This window comes from Mycobacterium sp. C31M (genome assembly GCF_053345865.1).
The window spans coordinates 91,750-111,535 of sequence record NZ_JBKFAX010000009.1; the positions used below are offsets into that span (position 1 = coordinate 91,750).

Below are 19,786 nucleotides of genomic sequence, written 5' to 3' on the forward strand. Positions count from 1 at the left end.
TCGGTGTCACCTTCTTCGCAGCGCATACACGCTGCCCTCACCGTCGGCCGAAATATAAAGCGTGCCATGTGTATCGGCCGTGATGCCGGCCAGCGGGCCCTGCGGTCCGGAGAACGGCGGCATCCCGCGCAGCGGTTTGGGGGTGACCCCGGGCGGTGCGCCGACGGGCAGGCCGGCGGCGATGGTCTGACGGTTCCCGGTGCCCAGGTCCACCGCCACGACGGCCTTGGTTCCGGCGTCCACGATGTAGAGCACATTGCCACGCACCAGAAGTCCCTGCGGGGTGACGAGATCGTCGACCACGGTCTCGATGCCGGAATCGGTGATCCGCACTACCGCTGCGGCGACCGAGACCAGCACGCCACCATCGGCGTCGAGGGCGACCCCGACCGGTATGTCCAGACCGGCGGCCAGGGTCTCGGGCCCGGTCTCGCGGATGGCGAGCACCCGCCCGGTGCCCTGCTCGGCGACCACCGGGGTACCGTCGCGCAGCAGGGTGATGCCGTACAGCTGATCCAGACCGTCTGCCAGGTAATCGGTCTCGTTGGCGGCGGGTCGGTAGCGGGCAACCTGACCACCCGAGGTCGTCACCGCGAACTCGCCAGGACCGGCCGGGGTCAGGCCGCGCACGAACCCCGGATAGCCGGGGCTGAACAACATGCCGACGGTCTGCAGCGCGCCGTCGTCGGCGAGACGGTACAGATAGGTGCCGTCGGCGATATAGACCATCCCGTCGGCGCCGACGGCGATGTCCAGCGGCCAGTTGAGGCCGCCCGGCAGCAGCGCCCGGGTGTCCCCGCCCGACAGGATCTCGGTGATCGACCCGGTGAAGTTGGAGACGAACAGCCTGCCGTCGACGAAGGCGCAGTTGTCCAGACCCGGTGTCAGGGTTGCCAGCACGGTCTTGGTGCCGGTTCGTGGATCGATGCGCAGCACCTGTCCGCTGGCCACCTGGGTGGACACGAGGGTGCCGTCGGCATCGAACTTCACCGAATCGGGCACCCCGAGATCGGTCGCGACCACCTCGGGCTCGCCACCAGCCGGATCGACGCGCCAGATCTGATTGGCATTCATCACGGGGAAATAGAGCAGTCCGTCGGGGCCGAACTCCATGGCGTTGGGGGAGGGCAGTTCGTCCAGGATCAGCCGCGGCTGCCCGCCGGTGAGATCCAGTTCGAACAGGCGGCCACTGTCGCGGCACTCGTTGACGAACAGCCGCCCCTGATGAACGGTGATGCCGTTGGCCGAGGGCAGGTCATCGCGCAGCACCCGGGTGGTCCCGGCCGGCTCGCGGACGCTGACCCGGCCGTCCATCACCTCGGTGGCGATGAGGGTGCCGTCCGGCCCGAAGGCGATGTCGTCCGGGGCGATGATGTCGCCGCCCTTGGGGCTGACGGTTTCTATTGCGCCGGTGTTCACATCCAGCGCGCTGATCTGGCTGCCGGTCACCTGCGCGATGTACAACCTGCCGTCCGGGCCGGTGCGCAGCCCGTTTGCCCCGAACAGCCGACTGGGGGCGGTGAGCCGGTTCAGTTCCCAGCCGGCGGCGGCCTCCGGGGATGACGCGACCGGGTACCGGCCTGCCTGCAGCAGAGTCATGTGCGCGACGTTAGCAAGCCAAAACTAGTCCAGACAATAGCGGCAGGATGGTGATGTTCCGGTCTTGACGCATGCATAACCGCTGCGGAATAGTATTCTTCAATTAGTAGAGCGCCATATGTTGTACGGACAAATAGCTGAACGACGAGGGTGCGGCGCAGCCCGGGAAAGCGAGTCATGGGCAATCTCCTGACGCTGGACGGACGCATCGTCGTGGTGTCCGGCGCGGGTGGCGGCGGGATCGGTACCACCGTGACGAGGCTGGCCGCCGAGGCCGGCGCCACGGTGATCGCGGTCAGCCGGGGCAAGGACAATCTCGACACCCATATCGGTCCGCTCGTCGATGCCGGGCTGCCCGTATTGCCGGTCGTCGCCGATGCCGCCACCGACGAGGGCATCAACACGGTGCTTGCCGCGGCGCGGGCTGCCGACGGTGTGCTCTACGGGTTGGTCAACATCGCCGGCGGTGCGGCCCCGGGTACCTGGATGCCGGCCACCCGGGTGTCACGCGCGGATTGGCGGGAGTTGTTCGCGGCCAATCTCGAAACCATGTTCTTCATGAGCCAGGCGGTCGCCGCCGAGATCCGCGACCAGGGAAACCCCGGCTCGATCGTGTCGGTGTCTTCGATCAGCGGGATGAACACAGCGCCGTATCACGTGGCGTACGGGACGGCCAAGGCCGCCATCGTGGCGGCCACCCGCACCCTGGCGGTGGAACTCGCCGAGGCGGGTATCCGCGTCAACGCCGTGGCCCCCGGCGTGACCGAAACCGCGGCGTCGGCGATGTACGTCGACGAGGACCCCGAGCGTGACCGCACCGCAATCGCCATGGGGCGCCGCGGAACTCCGCAGGAGCAGGCTGGCGCCATTCTGTTCCTGCTGTCCGATCTGGCCGGTTATGTCACGGGCCAGACGTTGCTCGTCGATGGCGGGCTCGATCTGAAGTGGACCCACCTCGGCGCCGACAACACGTCGTTGTTCCTGAAAGACGAGGACTTCCGCGAAGCGATCAGGAGGATCTAGATGACCCACACCGAATCTGACCTCGACGCCACGATCGAGATCGACGCCGAACCCGACGAGTCGACCGGCGAGATCGCCGAGGACCTGTCCCAGGCGACGACCATTCCGGTCGACGCCTACATCTCCCCGGAATATGCGCGCGCCGAACGCGACAAGCTGTGGCGCAGAGTCTGGCAGCAGGTCGGCCGGGTCGAGGAGATACCCGAGGTCGGCAACTACCTCACCTACGACATCCTCGACGACTCGATCATCGTGGTGCGCACCGGTCCTGGCGAGTCGGATTTCGCCGCGCATCACAACGTCTGCATGCACCGCGGCCGCAAGCTCATCGACAACCCCGACGGCGCCAAGAACGCCGTCGGGCGGGCCCGTAAGTCCTTTGTCTGCGGGTTCCACGGCTGGACCTATGACCTGACCGGCGCCTGCACCCACATCCGCGAACAGGACGACTGGCAGGGCAAGCTCAACAAGTCCAACACCCATCTGGCTCCGGTGCAGGTGGACACCTGGGGCGGTTGGCTTTTCATCAACATGGACCCCCATTGCGAATCGCTGGTCGATTTCCTCTATCCGGCATCGAAGATCCTGGACCCGTTCGGGTTGGAGAACATGCGCTACAAGTGGCGCAAATGGCTGTACTTCGACTGCAATTGGAAGGTCGCGATGGAGGCCTTCAACGAGACCTACCACGTGTTCACCACCCACCCCGAGTTCAATCGGTTCGGTGAGTTCAAGGGTTGGGCCAAGGCGCAGGGCAGGCACAGCAACATCGGCTACGACGCCCCCAAGGGCCTGGACGAGACGAAATCCAAGATTCGGCTCGGCACCGGCGATCCGCGGATCTCGACCGCCGAGATGCAGGTCTACACCATGGAAGAGACCAACGCGACGACCACCAAGACGTTGGTGGAGGCCGCCAAGCGGCTCGTCGACGAACTGCCCGAAGGCACCCCGGCCGATCAGGTGCTGGCACACTGGCTGGCCTCGGCGCGGCGCGACGACGAGGCACGCGGTGTCATCTGGCCGACCATCCCACCCGACATCCTCGGCCAGAGCGGTACCGCCTGGCAGATCTTCCCGAATTTCCAGGTGGGTCAAGGACTGACGAGCGCGCTGTGTTACTCGGCGCGGCCCGATCCGAGCTATGACCCGAACAAGTGCATCTTCGAGGTCGCCGTGTTCGAGCTGTACCCGAAGGGCGGCGAACCGGCGACGGAATGGGCCTACACACCCAAAGACTCGCCGAACTGGCTCTCGGTGTTGCCCCAGGACTTCTCCAACATGGCTGCCGTGCAACAGGGCATGAAATCGGCCGGATTCCCCGGCACGATGCCCAACCCGTACCGCGAGCGCAGCACCGTCAACCTGCACTACCAGTTGTCCAAATACATGGACGGCGTCGGAGAACCCCAAGACATCTAGGCGATTTGCGCACATCCTGTAACGCCCACCGTTGCCAGATGTGCACAAATCCCGAGTAAGGAGACGATTGTGAAAGTCAATCTGGGTACCGGTGCGCAGAACTCGCACGACTGGGATCGGGTCATGGCGGGCGATTTCAGCACCCCGCCGGCGACCCCGGACTACAAGTGCGTGCAGGCCGCGCTGGCGCTCGGTGACCTGGCCGAACCGCTCGGGTTCGACGGCATCTGGTTCCCGGAGCATCAGGGCACGCCATATGGCATGACACCCAACCCGATTCAGGCGCTCACCTACTTCGCGGCCCGCACCGAGCGGGTCAGCCTGGGTACCTTCGTCGCGGTGGCGCCATGGTGGAACCCGGTCCGGCTGGCACACCAGATCGCCTATCTCGACATCGTCTCCAACGGCCGCTACAACACCATCGGTATCGGTCGCGGGGTGTCCAAGAGCGAGTTCGACGCCGTCGGTGTCCCCCGAGAGCAGAGTAGGCAGCGATTCAACGAGACCCTGGACATCCTCGAACTCGCGTTCAGCGGTGAGCGATTCAGCTACGACGGGGAGATCTTCAGCTTCCCGGAGATGTCGCTGCGGCCCGAACCGATCAGCAAGGACCTGTTCTCCCGCATCTACAGTTCGTCCTCGACGGCCGAGTCCCTGGAAATCCTGTCCCGGCGCGGCATGGTGCCGCTGTTCGTCGGTAACAAGCCCATCTGGGACGCCGGCGAGGAGGTGCGCAAGGTCAACACCTTCCGTGCCGAGGAAGGGTTCGAGCCCTGTCAACCGAAGAATGTGATGTTCATGTACTGCACGGCCAAGGAAGACGAGAAGCTGGCCGCGCTCGCCGAGGAATGGATCTGGACGGCCAACCGGGATGTGAACGTGCACTACGGTTTCGCCGACTCGTCGAACTTCCGGGGTGTCAAGGGTTATGAGGCGTACGCGGCCCGCGAGGCGACCGCCACGGCAGTGCTCGCGTCGCAGGTCGGCGATCAGAAGAAGGGTGGCCCGCCCGGATACCACGCGTCCAACCTGCTGATCGGCACACCGGAGGTGGTGTTCGAGAAGCTCAAGGCCGCCCAGGAGGCATGCTCGTTCTCCGAGGTCACCATCGTCCCGCAGTTCGGCACCATGCCGTACGAGGACGCCTTCGAAAGCACCAGGTTGTTCGCCCAGGAGGTGCTGCCCGCGGTGCACGAGATGGCCGCCCCGCTGCATCCCGCCGCGCTGCCGGAGAACGCTCTCGCATGACAACCCCCTGCGGTCCGACGGACACCCCGTCCGATATCGATATTCCCGCGATCCGGGAGAAGTATGCCGCCGAGCGGGCCAAACGCCTGCGGCCCGAGGGCGGTGACCAATACCAGGAACTGAACGGTGATTACGCGTCGTTCTTCGAGGTCGACCCGTACACACCGGTGACCGAACGGGACCCGATCACCGAGGATGCTGATGTCGTGATCCTCGGCGGCGGATTCGCCGGGCTGCTGGCCGGGGCGTACCTGAAGAAGGCCGGGGTCGAGGGCATCCGCGTCATCGAGATGGCCGGCGATTTCGGCGGGGTCTGGTACTGGAACCGGTTCCCGGGCATCCAGTGCGACAACGATGCCTACTGCTACATCCCGCTGCTCGAAGAGCTCGGCTTCATGCCGAGCAAGAAGTTCGCCGACGGCGCCGAGATCTTCGGCCACTGCCGCAACATCGGCAAGCATTTCGGCCTGTACGACGGTGCGCTGTTCTCCACGCAGGTACGCGAGCTGCGCTGGGAGGACGGACCGCAACGTTGGCAGATCAGCACCAATCGCGGCGACGACATCCGGGCCCGGTTCGTGGTGATGGCGCAGGGTTCCTACAACGTCCCGAAGTTGCCCGGCATCCCGGGGATCAAGGACTTCTCCGGGCACGTGTTCCATTCGGCACGTTGGGATTACGACTACACCGGCGGTGACGCCGACGGCGGTCTGGACAAGCTGGCCGACAAGCGCGTCGCGCTGGTCGGGACCGGCGCCACCGGCATCCAGCTGGTTCCGCATCTCGGTCGGGATGCCGAGCAGCTGTTCGTCTTCCAGCGGACACCGTCCTCGGTGGATGCGCGTTCCAACACCCCCACCGACCCGGAATGGGCGGCATCGCTGCAACCCGGTTGGCAGGAGGAGCGCAAGCGCAACTTCCACAATTGGTCGCCGTTCGTCGGCGTGGTGTTCGGCGAACCGGATCTGGTGTGCGACTTCTGGACCGAGCTGGGACGCAACCTGACCGCCCGCGTCGCCGGCAGCCCGGATCCCACCGCGGTGACCATCGAACAGATCATGGCCTTCCGGGAAGAGGAAGACTTCAAGATCATGGAGCGGCTGCGCCGGCGCATCGGCGAGATCGTGGACGATCCCGACACCGCCGAGGCGCTGAAGCCCTACTACCGCTTCATGTGCAAACGACCCACCTCCAGCGAGCAATACCTCGATACGTTCAACCGGCCCAATGTGACCCTGGTCGACGTGTCGGCATCCAAAGGGGTGGAACGGCTCACCGAGAAGGGCATCGTCGCCGACGGCGTCGAGTACGAAGTCGACTGCGTCATCTTCGCGAGCGGTTTCGAGATCTCCACCGAGATCAGCCGCCGGTTCGCCATCGAGCGCATCATCGGCCGAGACGGGTTGTCGCTGTTCGACCACTGGCGCGACGACTACCAGACGTTGCACGGGATGACGAGTCGAGGTTTCCCGAACCAGTTCTTCATGGGTTTCATCCAGGGTGGCGTGTCGGCCAATACGACGGCGATGTTCGAGCAGCAGGCCCGTCACATCGCCTACATCATCGCGGAGGCGCAGCGTTGCGGTAGCACCACGGTGGAGCCCAGCCAGGACGGTCAGGATGCCTGGGTGGCCACCGTGCGGGAGCTGTCCATCGACAATTCCGCATTCGAACTATCCTGCACACCCGGTTATTACAACAACGAGGGCCGGGGTGCGGCCGTGCGCAACGGAGCGTTCCTGGGCGATTTCTACTCGCCGGGCTTCTACGCCTTCGACGAGCTGATCGCGCAGTGGCGAGAGGCCGGCGATCTGGCGGGGTTGGAACTCAGGTGAGTCTGCGGTTCGATGATCGGGTCGCCGTCGTAACCGGCGGTGGCCGCGGTCTGGGCCGTGCATACGCACTGCTGCTGGCTTCGTTGGGGGCCAAGGTCGTGGTCAACGATCTCGGTGGCAGCCTGACCGGGGAAGGCGCCGACGGCGGTCCGGCACAGCAGGTGGTCGATGAGATCCGTTCCGCCGGGGGACAAGCCGTGGCCAACACCGACTCGGTGGCCACCGCGGCCGGCGGTGAGGCGATCGTCTCCTCGGCGTTGGACAGTTTCGGTCGCCTCGACATCCTGATCCACAACGCAGGCAACGTCCGTCGCGGGTCGCTGACGGAGATGACCTACGAGGATTTCGACTCCGTGCTCGATGTGCACCTGCGTGGGGCGTTCCATGTGGTGCGGCCGGCCTTTCCGGTCATGTCCGCCGCCGGCTACGGCCGTATCGTGTTGACGTCGTCGATCGGGGGACTGTACGGCAACCATGAGGTCGCCAACTATGCGGCCGCAAAGTCCGGCATCATCGGGCTGACGAACGTGGTCGGCCTGGAGGGGGCCGCGCACGGGGTGCTGTGCAACGCGATCGTGCCCGGCGCCGTGACGCGGATGGCCGAGGGGCTCGACACATCGGCCTATCCGCCGATGGATCCCGACCTCGTCGCACCGACCGTCGGCTGGCTGTCACACGAAACCTGTTCGGTGACGGGGGAATTGTTCGTGGCCATCGCGGGTCGAGTCGCGCGGGCGTTCATCGCCGAAACGCCGGGGGTGTACCGGCCGTCATGGACCGTCGAGGATGTCGCCGAGAACATCGAAGCCATCCGCGATGACACCGCACCGCTGGTGTTCCCGCCGGTGCCCGATGGTCACACCGATCACATCCGGTATTCCTTTGGAGCTGCCCATGTCTGAGGGTCCGCTGGCCGGTATCCGTGTCATCGATGTCACCGCGGTGGTGATGGGGCCGTACTGCACCCAGATCATGGCCGATATGGGCGCCGACGTCATCAAGATCGAGCCGCCCGAAGGCGACATCACCCGCAATGTCGCCGTGGGGCCGTCGCCCGGGATGAACGGCGTCTTCGTCAACGTCAACCGGGGAAAGCGCAGTGTGGTACTGGATCTGCGCTCCGAGCAGGGGGCGGCGGCGCTGCGCGCGCTGATCGTGACGGCCGATGTGTTCATCCACTCCATGCGGGCGAAGGCGATCACGAAGCTGGGGTTCGACTACGACTCGGTGGCCGCGCTGAACCCCGGCATCGTCTACACCAACTGCTACGGATACAGCCGCCGCGGGCCGGATGCCGACCGTCCGGCCTACGACGACACCATCCAGGCCGAGTGCGGGCTGCCGGCAGTGCAGCGCCAACTCACCGGCGACGCGACGTATGTGGCCACCATCATGGCCGACAAGGTCACCGGGTTGACCGCGCTGTACGCGACGATGATGGCGCTGTTCCACCGCGAACGCACCGGCGAGGGGCAGGAGGTCGAGGTCAGTATGTTCGAGACCATGGCATCCTTCATGCTGGTCGAACATGCCAACGGCGCCATGTTCGACCCTCCGCTCGGGCCTGCGGTGTATCCGCGCACCGTGGCGCCCAACCGGCGGCCCTATGCCACCAAGGACGGTCACGTCGCCGCGCTGATCTACAACGACAAGCACTGGAACGCCTTCATCAACGCGGTGCGGCCGGTCTGGGACTCGCCGGAGTATGCGACGCTTGCCTCACGCGCCAAGCAGATCGACCGGGTTTATGGCCTGGTGGCGCAGACGATGTTGGAGCGCACCACCGCCGAGTGGCTGGCGCTGTTCGCGGAGTTGGAGATTCCGGCGACACCGATCAACACGCTGGATACGTTGTTCGACTCGCCGCAGTTGAACGCCGGTGGGTTCTTCGAGACGGTCGATACTCCCGACGGTCCGGTGCGATTTCCGGGGGTGCCGACGTGGTTCTCGCGCACGCCGGGGCACGTTCGCGGGCCGGCCCCGGTTCTGGGTGCCGATACCGAGGCGGTGCTGGGAGAGTTGCAGGCGCTGCCGCGGCCGTAGGACCTAGACGGTCTTGGCCAACCGGTCGGCGAGGATCGACGCGAACCGTGCCGGATCGTCGAGGGATCCACCCTCGGCGAGAAGGGCTGTGCCGTAGAGCAATTCGGCGGTATCGCCCAGGCTGTCCGACGAGTTCGCGAGTGCCTCACGCATTCCGGTCACCAGGGCGTGGTCCGGATTGAGCTCCAGGATGCGCTTGCCGACGGGCACGTCCTGGCCCGAGGCGCGGTACATGCGGGCCAATTGCGGGGTGATGCCGAAGGTATCGGTGATCAGGCAGGCCGGCGACGAGGTCAACCGGGTCGACAGCCGCACCTCTTTGACGTGTTCGTCGAGCGTCTCCTGCAGCCACGCGAGCAGGTCGGCGAAATCACCTGCCTCTGGCTTGTCGTCATCGCCGGCGCCCAGGTCGACCTCACCCTTGGCGACCGACTGCAGCGCCTTGCCCTCGAACTCCGGCACCGACTCGACCCACACCTCGTCGACCGGGTCGGTGAGCAGCAACACCTCGTAGCCCTTGGCCTTGAACGCCTCCAGATGCGGTGAGCGCTCGAGCAACTGGCGCGATTCGCCGGTGGCGTAGAAGATCTGCTCCTGATCCTCTTTCATCCGGCCGATGTAATCCTTGAGCGTCGTGGGCGCCTCACCACTGAAGGTGGACGCGAACGAGGACAGGCTCAGCAGGGTGTCGCGGTTGTCGGTATCGGAGAGCAGGCCCTCCTTGAACGCCCGGCCGAACTGCGTCCAGAAGGTCGTGTAGTCCTCCGGGCGATTGACCTGGAGGTCTTTGATCGACGACAGCACCTTCTTGGTGAGGCTGCGCCGGATCACCTTGATCTGCCGGTCCTGCTGCAGGATCTCGCGAGAAACATTGAGCGACATGTCCTGTGCGTCGACGACACCCTTGACGAACCGCAGATACTCGGGCATCAGATCGTCACAGTCGCCCATGATGAAGACGCGCTTGACGTACAGCTGCACACCGGTGTGTCCGTCACGGTTGAACAGGTCGAACGGCGCCTGCGACGGGATGAACAGCAGCGCCTGATACTCGAAGGTGCCTTCTGCCTTCATCGCGATGACCTCGAGCGGTTCGTCCCAGGCATGCGCGATGTGCTTGTAGAACTCGCTGTACTCCTCGTCGGAGACTTCACTGCGGGACTTGGCCCACAACGCAACCCGCGAGTTCAGCGTCTCGGTCTCGACGGTGACGGTCGGTTCCACATCCTCCTCGGCATCGTGCGGCACCGGGACGGTCTTCTCGACCTCCATCCGGATGGGCCAGGAGATGAAGTCCGAGTACTTCTTGACCAGCTGCCTGATCTTCCACGGCGCGGTGTAGTCGTGCAGCTCGTCGTCGGCGTCCTCGGGCTTGAGGTGCAGTGTCACCGAGGTGCCCTGCGGGGCACCCTCCACCGCGGCGATGGTGTAGGTGCCGTCCCCGCTGGACTGCCACCGGGTGGCGGTGCCCTCGCCGGCCTTGCGGGTCAGCAGATCGACGTTGTCGGCGACCATGAAGGTGGAGTAGAACCCGACGCCGAACTGCCCGATCAGCTGCTCGGTATCGGAGCCCTTGTCCGCGTCGCGCAGCTTCTGGCGCAGCTCGGCGGTGCCGGACTTGGCCAGTGTGCCGATCAGCTCCACCACCTCGTCGCGGGACATGCCGATGCCGTTGTCCCGGATGGTCAGGGTCCGCGCGGTGGCGTCGACGTCGATGTCGATGTGCAGGTCCGAGGTGTCGACGTCGAGGTCCTTGTCCTGATAGGACGCCAGCCGCAACTTGTCCAGCGCGTCGGACGCATTGGACACCAACTCCCGTAGGAACGAGTCCTTGTTGGAGTAGATGGAATGCACCATCAGCTGCAGCAGCTGACGGGCCTCGGCCTGGAATTCGCGCTGTTCGACCTGCTCAGTCACATCGCGGATACTACCGACCCGGCTCAGCCGAACTGCACCCCCTGCGCCAGCGGCAACTCCGAGGAGTAGTTGACGGTGTTGGTGGCGCGGCGCATATAGGCCTTCCACGAGTCCGAGCCGGATTCGCGGCCGCCGCCGGTCTCCTTCTCACCGCCGAACGCACCGCCGATCTCGGCGCCCGAGGTGCCGATGTTCACGTTGGCGATGCCGCAATCCGAACCGTCGGCGGCCATGAAACGCTCCGCCTCGCGGATGTCGGTGGTGAAGATGGCCGATGAGAGCCCCTGCGGGACGGCATTGTTCAGGGCGATGGCCTCGCCGAGGTCGTCATAGGTGAGCACGTAGAGGATCGGGGCGAACGTCTCGTCGTGCACCACCGCCGTCTGCGCAGGCATCCGCACGACGGCGGGCCGCACATAGAACGAGCCGTCTCCGAGTTTGACATGATCCCCGCCGATCACCTCACCGCCGTCGGTGGCGGCCTGTTCCAGCGCGCCGACCATGTCCCGGTAGGACCGCTCGTGGATCAGCGGCCCGACCAGTGTGCCCGGCGCCGACGGATCGCCGACCGGCAGGCTGCGGTAGGCGGTGACGATCCGCTCGACCAGGGTGTCGGCCACCGAGCGGTGCGCGATGACCCGGCGCAGGGTGGTGCAGCGCTGACCGGCGGTGCCGGCCGCCGAGAAGACGATGCCGCGCACGGCCAGATCCAGATCGGCCGACGGGGTGACGATCGCGGCATTGTTCCCCCCGAGCTCCAGGAGCACCTTGCCGAACCGGGCGGCCACCCGGGGCCCGACCTCGCGGCCCATCCGCACCGAACCGGTGGCCGACACCAGCGCAACCCGCGGATCGTCGACGAGCTGTTCGCCGATCTTGCGGCCACCCTGGATCAGGCCGGCGATACCCGCCGGCGCGCCCACGTCCGCTGCGGCCCGCTCGATCAGCGCCTGGCAGGCGATCGCGGTGAGCGGGGTCAACTCGGACGGTTTCCACACCACCGTGTCGCCGCACACCAGCGCGACGGCGGTGTTCCAGGCCCAGACCGCCACCGGGAAGTTGAACGCGGTGATGACACCGACTATCCCGAGCGGATGCCAGGTCTCCATGAGCCGGTGGCCGGGCCGCTCGGAGGCGATGGTCTTGCCGTAGAGCTGTCGCGACAGCCCGACGGCGAACTGGCAGATGTCGATCATCTCCTGCACCTCGCCGAGCGCCTCGGAGGTGATCTTGCCCGCCTCGACGGTGACCAGGGTGGCCAACTCGGCCTTGTGCTCGGTGAGCAGTTCGCCGAGCCGGGCCACCAGCGCGCCGCGCACCGGGGCCGGTGTGGTGCGCCAGTCTGCGAATGCCGTTGCCGCGGTGGTGATGACGGCTTCGGCCTCGGCCGTGGTGGTCTCGGGGATCGAGAACAGCACCTGCCCGTTGATCGGGCTGCCGGCGGGCAGGCCGGGTGCGCCGGGTTCGCCGAGCGCGGCGGTGCAGCCGAGGGCTTGGAGCGCGGCGCGCACCTGGGCGCGCAGAGCGTCCGCGGTGGGCAGGGCGGATTTCACGGCGGTGGTCATGAACACGCGACTTTCTCGTAGAGCTCGTACGGATCGTGGATGTGGTGGCCGATCGCCTCGGCCATCCACTGCTGGGTGTACTGCGAATCGTCGGGGACGTCGGCGGCGGTGGCGTCGCCGTCGAGGTTGGATCGGAAGATGCCGGCCGCCGAGGCCGGCAGGAAGTCTTCGTAGACAACGGGTCTGGCCGGATCGCCGGCATGATAGTAGGCCAGTCCCTGCGCCGCCATCTGGGCATCGGTGCCGGGGAAGTACTCATGCCAGACCGCGGCGGGATCATCCTGTGCCATGGCGGCGTCGTAGCGGGCCCGACCGAGCGGTGTCAGCGCGACACCGCGCTGTTCGACCTCGCCGAAACGCACCCGCAATGTCCCGTCGGACACCGTGCCGTCGACATCGCGGAAGCGACGCGGTTCGGCCAGTGCACGGAATGACGTCTGCCGTAACAGAACCCGCGGACCGCCGACATCGGGCGGGCCCTGGATGTCGTCGATCATGGTGATACCCCGCTCGGTCATGGTGCGGTGCAGCAACTCGATATCGAGCACCCGCGGGGTGAGGTGGTTGATGTGGGTGGTGCCCACCCCGGCGATATCGGCGGCGACCGCCGACACCGCGGACAGCTCGTCGTACCAGCCACGGTCGATCGGCTCGCGGGACAGCGCGAACGAGGACACCGCCGCGGTCAGGAACTCGTCGGCCTCACCGACGGGGCACCCGCCGGCGGCGGCGATGCGGCGGGCCGTGGCGATCAGCGCAGGGTCGAACAGTCGGCGCCGTGCCAGGAAGGCCTCCACCCGGGTGCGCAACTCGGGGTGGAAGAACCGGGTGTCCGCGGTGGCCAGCATGGAGGTGAACACCCGGAACGGATTGCGGGCCAGCTCGTCCGGGTCGACCGGGCGGAATGCGGTGGACACCACCGGCACCGGGGAGGCGGCCTCGCGCAGATCGTAGAACCCGACCGGATACATGCCGAACGCCGAGAACAGATCGGCGACATCGGTCAGTTCGGCGGCCGTGCCGACGCGGATGGCGCCGTGCCGCTCCGCGGTGACCCGATCCAGCGAGCCGAGTCGCGCCGCCGCCGGGTGTCGGTAGACGTAGTCGCGGTTCACCGACGCGCTGACGTCGACCAGGGTGTGGTAGGCGGGTACCTCGGCGCCGTACATGCGTGACAGTGCCGCGGCGAATTGTGCGCGCAGCTGCCAGGTTTCAACGGTGCTCATCGCGGGCCCGGACCTGTTGCGTACAGTTCGGCCATGACCGATATCGACCATCTCGACGAGATCGACCGACTGCTGGTACGCGAGCTCGTCGCCGACGGACGCGCGACGCTGGCGCATCTGGCGGCCGCGGCGGGGTTGTCGGTATCGGCGGTGCAGTCGCGGGTGCGCAGGCTGGAGTCGCGCGAGGTGATCCTGGGATACACCGCGCGGGTCAATCCGGAGACCGTCGGCCGCATGTTGTCGGCGTTCGTCGCCATCACCCCTCTCGATCCCTCTCAACCCGATGATGCCCCCTCCCGGCTGCGCCATATCGACGAGATCGAGTCGTGCCACTCGGTGGCCGGTGAGGAGAGCTATGTGCTCCTGGTGCGTGTCGCTTCGGCGCGAGCACTGGAGGACCTGCTGCAGAGGATCCGGACGGCCGCCAACGTTCGCACTCGAAGCACCATCATCCTACAGACTTTTTACGATAGTCGCGTATATCTACCGGAATAGTTCCTGCATCGAGATGAAAAGACCGTAAAGATTGCGTTAGGATGGTGGCATGACCGCTGTCCTGTCTTCCACTGCCTCCGCCGACCGCGCCGTGAGTGCCGACCACGTACACGATGTGCTGAGCGCCAACCTGCTGGCCGACGGCATGGATCTGGTGCTCGACCTGGATGCCTCGCGCGGCTCGGTACTCGTCGACGCCCGCGACGGCAGGCGTTACCTCGACATGTTCACGTTCTTCGCCTCGTCGGCGCTGGGCATGAACCATCCGGCGCTCGCCGACGATGCGGCATTCCGCGCCGAACTGGCGCAGGCCGCGGTCAACAAGCCCAGTAACTCCGATGTCTATTCGGTGCCGATGGCGCGCTTCGTCCAGGCGTTCGCCCGGGTGCTCGGCGACCCTGCACTACCTCATCTCTTCTTCGTCGACGGTGGCGCGCTGGCGGTGGAGAACGCGCTCAAGGTGGCCTTCGACTGGAAGAGTCGACACAACGAGGCACACGGCCGCGACCCGGAGCTGGGAACCCGGGTGTTGCACCTGCGTGGCGCCTTCCACGGCCGCAGCGGCTACACGCTGTCGCTGACCAATACCGATCCGAACAAGGTCGCACGCTTCCCCAAGTTCGACTGGCCGCGTATCGACGCGCCGTATGTGCGCCCCGGCGCGGATATCGAGGCGCTGGAGGCCGAATCGCTGCGCCAGGCCCGCGCCGCGTTCGAGGCTCATCCGCACGACATCGCCTGCTTCATCGCCGAGCCCATCCAGGGCGAGGGTGGCGATCGGCATATCCGGCCGCAGTTCTTCGCCGCGATGCGGGCGTTGTGTGATGAGTTCGACGCGCTGCTGATCTTCGACGAGGTGCAGACGGGCTGCGGTATCACCGGAACCGCCTGGGCCTACCAGCAATTGGGCGTGCTGCCCGACGTGCTGGCTTTCGGCAAGAAGACCCAGGTGTGCGGCGTGATGGCCGGTGGCCGCGTCGACGAGGTCGCCGAGAACGTGTTCGCCGTCAGCTCCCGGATCAACTCGACCTGGGGTGGCAACCTCACCGATATGGTGCGCGCGCGGCGCATCCTGGAGGTCGTGGAGGCTGACGGTCTGATCGACCATGCCGCGACGGCCGGCCGTCATCTGCTCGGCCGGTTGCATTGGTTGGCAACCGAGTTCCCTGGCCGGGTGCTCGACCCGCGTGGTCGCGGGCTGATGTGCGCATTCAGCTTGCCCTCGGCGGCCGAGCGTGACGAGCTGATCCGGCGGCTGTGGGAACGCAACGTCATCATGTTGGCCAGCGGCCCGGATTCGGTACGGTTCCGGCCGGCGTTGACGGTGTCACATGCCGAACTCGACGCCGCGGTGGATGCCGTGCGCGATGTGCTCGTTGTTATGTGAGCCGACCGGTCCGTTCGCGGATATAGGTCTTCAGGCGCGGTAGCTCGCTGCCGCTGATCAGCGTGCAGCCATGACGCTCGGCCAATTTGACTGCGGCAGGCGTGAACTCGTTGTTGGTGACGACCATGGTCTGGGTGCAGTCCTGCATGGCGGCGCCGGCCACCACCTCCTGCACGGCGCCGGCGCCGACCGGCCGGGATACCCGCTTGCACTGGATGGCGAGCCGATCCGGGCGGCGGCCGACGATCAGATCGACACCCCAGTCCCCGGTCACCGATGTCATGATCACCGAGGTGCCGCACGACCGGGCCACCCGCGCAACGTAATCCTCGAACTCGGTGCCCGACATCGCATCGATGGGCTGCTCACGGGGCGCGGGTGTGCGCAGGCCTGACAGGAAATGGGGTACCGCCGCGACCACCAGTGGGGCGAGCATGCCGGCGGCCACCGTCCCGGCGCCGCCGGCGCCCGCAACCCACGCCACCCCGGCCGCGGCGACACCGACGGCGACGAACATCTTGATGCGCACGACGGCATGGTACGAGCCGATCCCGACATGCAACCGGAGGGTTGCAATAATCCGGCGAGTATGCAACTCTGAAGTTGCATATAAAACCGACAGTCAGGATGGCTCATGAGCACTCTGGAAATCACCCGCAGCATCGACATCGCGGCACCACCGGTCAAGGTGTGGGCCGCGCTCACCGAGAAGGATCTGATCGCACAATGGTTCGGCGACAGCGCCGAATTCGATCCCGTGGTCGGCGGCACCGGATTCTTCGGCTGGTCCGACCACGGCCGCTTCCGGGTGGTGGTCGAGCAGATCGAGGCACCCACCCTGCTGGTCTACCGGTGGGCGAACGAGGCCGATGCCGACCCGGGGCCCGACAACTCGACGGTCGTGCGCTTCGAGTTGGCGCCGATCCCGGGTGGGACCCGACTCTCCCTGCTGGAGACCGGATTCGAGGCGCTGAAGAACCCGGAATCCGCGCATGCCGACAACACCGGCGGCTGGCAGGCCGAGCTCGACGAACTGGTCGAACTCCTCGGGGTGTCGGTGTGAGCTCCGGGCCACCGGTCGTACTGGCGGTGCTCGCGGACGAAACCCGCTGGCGCATACTGACCGAACTCGGATCGGCAGACCTCTCGGCGAGCGCATTGGCCACCCGGTTGCCGGTCAGCAGACAGGCGATCGCCAAACATCTGGCGGTGCTCGCCGAGGCGGGACTGGTGGAGGCGGTGCCCGTCGGCCGGGAGATCCGCTACCGGGCGCTGGGGGCCGAATTGAGCGCGCTCGGTGCCCGACTGTCCGAAATCGGTCAGCAATGGGATCGTCGCCTTTTGGCTATCAAGCGCATCGCCGAAGGTCTGGAATAGCGTGCATAATCCGTCATGAGATGACCGATGACGCGCGCGACCAGCAACCGACCGGCGAGCCCCTGCTCGCCGGCGGGGCGCTGGCCCACGTGGGGTGGTTCCGTTTCCACTTCGCCGACGAACGGTGGGAATGGTCACCTCAGGTGGAACGGATGCACGGCTACGAACCGGGTACCGCGCATCCGACCACCGAGCTGGTGCTCGCCCACAAGCACCCCGACGATTACGGTCAGGTCGCCGCGACGCTCGACGAAGTACGGCGCACTGCAGCGGCTTTCAGCACCCGACACCGGATCATCGACACCCACGGCGACACCCACGAAGTCGTGGTGGTCGCAGATCAACTCTTCGACGAGGACGGCGGCACCGTCATCGGCACCCACGGGTTCTACGTCGATGTGACGCCGTCGACGCAGGCCGAGCAGCGCAGCCAGCAGGCCCGGGTGAGCGTGGCCGTCGCCGAGATCGCCGAGGCCCGCAGCGGAATCGAGCAGGCCAAGGGCATGCTGATGCTCATCTACCGGATCAACGCGGACTCCGCCTTCGAGTTGCTCAAATGGCGCTCACAGGAGACCAATACGAAACTCAAAGCCCTCACCGAGCGGCTCGCCAGGGACTTCCTGGAGCTCGAATACCAGGAACTGCTGCCGCACCGCAGCGTGTACGACCGGCTGCTGCTGACCGCGCACCTGCGGGTCGGCGACTGACGTTTACCAGCCGTGGCACGAGGGAATCCCAGCCGGCATGAGGACATGCGGCCGCACCGCGTGGCAGGTGACGTGACGAGATGTCACCTGACCGCCCTGGACTCAGACCCGACGATCCCGAGGTGCGATCGGCGGCTCGTTTCGCCCTGATCGCGGGTGTCCTCGGCGTCGCCTTCCTGGTCCTTGCCGCCGTCCTGGTACGTAGCTGCGATGAGGCCGTCGTCGATACCGCAGCCTGTGGCAGACCCGAACGCCTGGTGCTGGCACTCGGTGCGCCCATCCTGCTGTTCGTCGCCGGGGTGCGGGCCTTCGTCCGGACCTACCGGCTGTGGCAGGTCCGTCAGACGTGGTGGGCCTGGCAGGGGGCCGGGTGGTTTCTGATGCTGCTCATGCTCGTGGTGCTCACCATGGGTCTGCCGACACTGGGCGGATTCGGCTCGTGAGCGGCCGGGCAGTTCTACTGTAGGATCTACGCCCCGGTAACGGGGCAGGAGGATTGAGGAGGGTCACCATGAAAGGTCCCAAAGATCCTGTCGATCACACCCGTACGACGCGCACCCACGCCGGCGAGTCGATGAAAGACAACGTGATCATGCCCGCACTCGTCGTCATCGCGGTGGCGCTGGTGCTCTTCGTGGGCTGCCTGGCGGCGTTCGCCACCCGGCACCACGATGTCGGTCTGACACTGGGCTCACTGTCGGCGGCAGGTTTTGTCGTCGGCGCCCTGTGGATGTCCGTCGAGCATCATCGGGTCCGCCGTATCGAGGAGCGCTGGTACGCGGCCCACCCGGAGGCCACCCGGCAACGCCCGGCCAGCTGAACCGGGATCCGCGAAGCGGCCGATCGGTCCGCTTCGCGGTGAAGCACGCCCACACAGCCCAAAGTTGCTCGCCCCAGAGACGCACAGGTTTGACGGGAACGTCAGCCGGGTACCCGCAGCCAGCGACAACGCAAGCAATGGAGGCTCGGATGGGACGCGGACTCATCGGCACCGTGGTGCTGATCTGGTTGTTGATCGGGGTGTTCGCGGCTTGGCAGCGCGATTACTTCACCGGCGGGGAAACCAACTGTGCGACAGCGGGCACGATAGCGCTGACGGTGGTGGCCGGACCGCTCAATTACGCGGGGGTCAATCCCGTGGTCGCCGATTGCAAACTGCCGCAGCCGAGTTCGATGCATACATGGGAAGTGAGGGTGTCGTGATAGTTCTGGGAGCAATACTGCTGATCCTGGGGTTCGTGTTGGACGTCTACCTGCTCTGGGTGGTCGGCGTGATCCTGCTGGTGGCCGGTGCGGTGTTCTGGCTGCTCGGTGCGGTCGGGCGGCCGGTGGCCGGTAGGCGAGCCTGGTACTAGGAATACGCAGGTCCCACGTGGACCGCTTGGAGAGCGACCGACGTTGGAACGAAGACGCCCGCAACGAGACGAGCGTGCAAAGGCTGGACCGTAACTGGTCCAGCCTTTTGCAGGAATTACGGGTGGTACAGACCGGCGTCCAGCTGCTCACCGGGCTGCTGCTCACCCTGCCGTTCCACGACGGTTTCGAGGATCTGCGCGGTGAGCTGCGCATCGTCTACCTGTGCACGGTGTCGTGTTCTATCGCCGCGACGGTGCTGCTGATCGCGCCGATCGGGATTCACCGGTTGATGTTCCGCCGGCACCGCCTCGACATCGTCGTCCACACCGCGCATCAGCTGGCCTATGCCGGCATCCTGATGCTGGCGCTGACGCTAACCGGCGTGATGGTGTTGATCTTCGGTGCCGTGATCAGTGTGCCCGTGGGTGTGATCGCGGGCCTGGTGACGGCGCTGGGCATCATCGTGTTCTGGGTGGCGCTGCCACTGTGGTTGCGTATGCGGGCCGGGTCGTCGGAACCGCTGCCCGATGACGAGCCGGATGGCGCACACACCCCATCGCGCGATTGAGCGGCGATCGTCTCGGGT

General features: G+C 66.2%; 21 protein-coding genes. 16 read left to right on the top strand and 5 right to left on the bottom strand.

Annotated elements, in window-relative coordinates:
• Window positions 1-6: 6 nt before the first annotated feature.
• Window positions 7-1,599 (bottom strand): SMP-30/gluconolactonase/LRE family protein, encoded by a 1,593-nt coding sequence (locus ACLBYA_RS15220; protein ID WP_447710251.1) that lies wholly within the window; start codon window positions 1,597-1,599, stop codon window positions 7-9.
• A gap of 177 nt (window positions 1,600-1,776) precedes the next feature.
• Here ACLBYA_RS15220 and ACLBYA_RS15225 point away from each other — a divergent pair, with 177 nt between their 5' ends.
• The 6 genes from ACLBYA_RS15225 to ACLBYA_RS15250 all read left to right on the top strand — a co-directional run bounded on the left by ACLBYA_RS15225 (window position 1,777) and on the right by ACLBYA_RS15250 (window position 9,170).
• Window positions 1,777-2,622 carry an SDR family NAD(P)-dependent oxidoreductase gene (locus ACLBYA_RS15225; protein ID WP_447710252.1) on the top strand — a complete coding sequence of 282 codons (846 nt, stop codon included), beginning with the start codon at window positions 1,777-1,779 and terminating at the stop codon, window positions 2,620-2,622.
• Window positions 2,623-4,044 (top strand): aromatic ring-hydroxylating oxygenase subunit alpha, encoded by a 1,422-nt coding sequence (locus tag ACLBYA_RS15230; protein ID WP_447710253.1) that lies wholly within the window; start codon window positions 2,623-2,625, stop codon window positions 4,042-4,044. It abuts the gene before it with no gap.
• Window positions 4,045-4,113: 69 nt separating this feature from the next.
• Entirely contained in the window at window positions 4,114-5,292 is a 1,179-nt protein-coding gene (locus tag ACLBYA_RS15235) for an LLM class flavin-dependent oxidoreductase (protein WP_447710254.1), read from the top strand.
• Entirely contained in the window at window positions 5,289-7,127 is a 1,839-nt protein-coding gene (locus ACLBYA_RS15240; RefSeq protein ID WP_447710255.1) for a flavin-containing monooxygenase, read from the top strand. The genes ACLBYA_RS15235 and ACLBYA_RS15240 overlap by 4 nt, the downstream gene beginning before the upstream one ends.
• The gene (locus tag ACLBYA_RS15245; protein ID WP_447710256.1) at window positions 7,124-8,029 is read left to right on the top strand and encodes an SDR family NAD(P)-dependent oxidoreductase; all 906 of its coding nucleotides are present in this window, start codon (window positions 7,124-7,126) and stop codon (window positions 8,027-8,029) included. The genes ACLBYA_RS15240 and ACLBYA_RS15245 overlap by 4 nt, the downstream gene beginning before the upstream one ends.
• Entirely contained in the window at window positions 8,022-9,170 is a 1,149-nt protein-coding gene (locus ACLBYA_RS15250) for a CaiB/BaiF CoA transferase family protein (RefSeq protein ID WP_447710257.1), read from the top strand. The genes ACLBYA_RS15245 and ACLBYA_RS15250 overlap by 8 nt, the downstream gene beginning before the upstream one ends.
• Window positions 9,171-9,173: 3 nt before the next feature.
• Here ACLBYA_RS15250 and htpG read toward each other — a convergent pair whose 3' ends face one another.
• From htpG to hglS, 3 genes are read right to left on the bottom strand one after another with little or no spacing between them, the layout of a single operon-like run.
• Window positions 9,174-11,087 carry a molecular chaperone HtpG gene (gene htpG / locus ACLBYA_RS15255; RefSeq protein WP_447710258.1) on the bottom strand — a complete coding sequence of 638 codons (1,914 nt, stop codon included), beginning with the start codon at window positions 11,085-11,087 and terminating at the stop codon, window positions 9,174-9,176.
• A gap of 23 nt (window positions 11,088-11,110) precedes the next feature.
• A complete protein-coding gene (amaB, locus tag ACLBYA_RS15260; RefSeq protein ID WP_447710259.1) occupies window positions 11,111-12,652 on the bottom strand; it encodes an L-piperidine-6-carboxylate dehydrogenase in 1,542 nt (513 codons plus the stop codon).
• A complete protein-coding gene (hglS, locus tag ACLBYA_RS15265) occupies window positions 12,649-13,878 on the bottom strand; it encodes a 2-oxoadipate dioxygenase/decarboxylase (protein ID WP_447710260.1) in 1,230 nt (409 codons plus the stop codon). Before hglS ends, amaB begins: the two co-directional genes overlap by 4 nt.
• Window positions 13,879-13,911: 33 nt before the next feature.
• Here hglS and ACLBYA_RS15270 point away from each other — a divergent pair, with 33 nt between their 5' ends.
• Entirely contained in the window at window positions 13,912-14,373 is a 462-nt protein-coding gene (locus tag ACLBYA_RS15270) for an Lrp/AsnC family transcriptional regulator (RefSeq protein WP_447710261.1), read from the top strand.
• Window positions 14,374-14,422: 49 nt separating this feature from the next.
• Window positions 14,423-15,760 (top strand): L-lysine 6-transaminase, encoded by a 1,338-nt coding sequence (gene lat, locus ACLBYA_RS15275; protein WP_447710262.1) that lies wholly within the window; start codon window positions 14,423-14,425, stop codon window positions 15,758-15,760.
• Here lat and ACLBYA_RS15280 read toward each other — a convergent pair.
• On the bottom strand, window positions 15,753-16,289 hold the full coding sequence (locus ACLBYA_RS15280; protein ID WP_447710263.1) for a restriction endonuclease: 537 nt from the start codon (window positions 16,287-16,289) through the stop codon (window positions 15,753-15,755). The two genes, lat and ACLBYA_RS15280, sit on opposite strands and share 8 nt — an antisense overlap.
• Before the next feature lie 105 nt (window positions 16,290-16,394).
• Between ACLBYA_RS15280 and ACLBYA_RS15285 the strand changes: the two genes are divergently transcribed.
• From ACLBYA_RS15285 to ACLBYA_RS15320, 8 genes are all read left to right on the top strand, one after another.
• Window positions 16,395-16,823, top strand: coding sequence for an SRPBCC domain-containing protein (locus ACLBYA_RS15285; RefSeq protein WP_447710264.1), 429 nt, complete (start codon window positions 16,395-16,397; stop codon window positions 16,821-16,823).
• Entirely contained in the window at window positions 16,820-17,137 is a 318-nt protein-coding gene (locus tag ACLBYA_RS15290; RefSeq protein ID WP_447710265.1) for an ArsR/SmtB family transcription factor, read from the top strand. Before ACLBYA_RS15285 ends, ACLBYA_RS15290 begins: the two co-directional genes overlap by 4 nt.
• Window positions 17,138-17,157: 20 nt before the next feature.
• Window positions 17,158-17,844: a PAS and ANTAR domain-containing protein gene (locus tag ACLBYA_RS15295; RefSeq protein WP_447710266.1), complete on the top strand. Its 687-nt coding sequence runs from the start codon at window positions 17,158-17,160 to the stop codon at window positions 17,842-17,844.
• Window positions 17,845-17,924: 80 nt separating this feature from the next.
• Complete coding sequence (locus ACLBYA_RS15300; protein WP_447710267.1) at window positions 17,925-18,287, top strand: hypothetical protein; 363 nt, start codon at window positions 17,925-17,927, stop codon at window positions 18,285-18,287.
• Between the two features lie 68 nt (window positions 18,288-18,355).
• Window positions 18,356-18,664, top strand: a complete 309-nt coding sequence (gene usfY / locus ACLBYA_RS15305) for a protein UsfY (RefSeq protein ID WP_447710268.1) — start codon at window positions 18,356-18,358, stop codon at window positions 18,662-18,664.
• A 137-nt stretch (window positions 18,665-18,801) separates the two neighbouring features.
• Window positions 18,802-19,047 carry a hypothetical protein gene (locus ACLBYA_RS15310; protein WP_447710269.1) on the top strand — a complete coding sequence of 82 codons (246 nt, stop codon included), beginning with the start codon at window positions 18,802-18,804 and terminating at the stop codon, window positions 19,045-19,047.
• The gene (locus ACLBYA_RS15315; RefSeq protein WP_447710270.1) at window positions 19,044-19,199 is read left to right on the top strand and encodes a DUF6131 family protein; all 156 of its coding nucleotides are present in this window, start codon (window positions 19,044-19,046) and stop codon (window positions 19,197-19,199) included. The genes ACLBYA_RS15310 and ACLBYA_RS15315 overlap by 4 nt, the downstream gene beginning before the upstream one ends.
• A gap of 17 nt (window positions 19,200-19,216) precedes the next feature.
• Entirely contained in the window at window positions 19,217-19,768 is a 552-nt protein-coding gene (locus tag ACLBYA_RS15320; protein WP_447710271.1) for a DUF6328 family protein, read from the top strand.
• Window positions 19,769-19,786: the final 18 nt, after the last annotated feature.

Excerpts from the sequence above, each read along its gene's own strand:
- ACLBYA_RS15220 (WP_447710251.1), bottom strand. The coding sequence starts at position 1,599 with ATGACTCTGCTGCAGGCAGGCCGGTACCCGGTCGCGTCATCCCCGGAG.
- ACLBYA_RS15225 (WP_447710252.1), top strand. The coding sequence starts at position 1,777 with ATGGGCAATCTCCTGACGCTGGACGGACGCATCGTCGTGGTGTCCGGC.
- ACLBYA_RS15230 (WP_447710253.1), top strand. The coding sequence starts at position 2,623 with ATGACCCACACCGAATCTGACCTCGACGCCACGATCGAGATCGACGCC.
- ACLBYA_RS15240 (WP_447710255.1), top strand. The coding sequence starts at position 5,289 with ATGACAACCCCCTGCGGTCCGACGGACACCCCGTCCGATATCGATATT.
- ACLBYA_RS15250 (WP_447710257.1), top strand. The coding sequence starts at position 8,022 with ATGTCTGAGGGTCCGCTGGCCGGTATCCGTGTCATCGATGTCACCGCG.
- amaB (WP_447710259.1), bottom strand. The coding sequence starts at position 12,652 with ATGACCACCGCCGTGAAATCCGCCCTGCCCACCGCGGACGCTCTGCGC.
- hglS (WP_447710260.1), bottom strand. The coding sequence starts at position 13,878 with ATGAGCACCGTTGAAACCTGGCAGCTGCGCGCACAATTCGCCGCGGCA.
- ACLBYA_RS15270 (WP_447710261.1), top strand. The coding sequence starts at position 13,912 with ATGACCGATATCGACCATCTCGACGAGATCGACCGACTGCTGGTACGC.
- lat (WP_447710262.1), top strand. The coding sequence starts at position 14,423 with ATGACCGCTGTCCTGTCTTCCACTGCCTCCGCCGACCGCGCCGTGAGT.
- ACLBYA_RS15285 (WP_447710264.1), top strand. The coding sequence starts at position 16,395 with ATGAGCACTCTGGAAATCACCCGCAGCATCGACATCGCGGCACCACCG.
- ACLBYA_RS15295 (WP_447710266.1), top strand. The coding sequence starts at position 17,158 with ATGACCGATGACGCGCGCGACCAGCAACCGACCGGCGAGCCCCTGCTC.
- ACLBYA_RS15300 (WP_447710267.1), top strand. The coding sequence starts at position 17,925 with ATGTCACCTGACCGCCCTGGACTCAGACCCGACGATCCCGAGGTGCGA.
- usfY (WP_447710268.1), top strand. The coding sequence starts at position 18,356 with ATGAAAGGTCCCAAAGATCCTGTCGATCACACCCGTACGACGCGCACC.
- ACLBYA_RS15310 (WP_447710269.1), top strand. The coding sequence starts at position 18,802 with ATGGAGGCTCGGATGGGACGCGGACTCATCGGCACCGTGGTGCTGATC.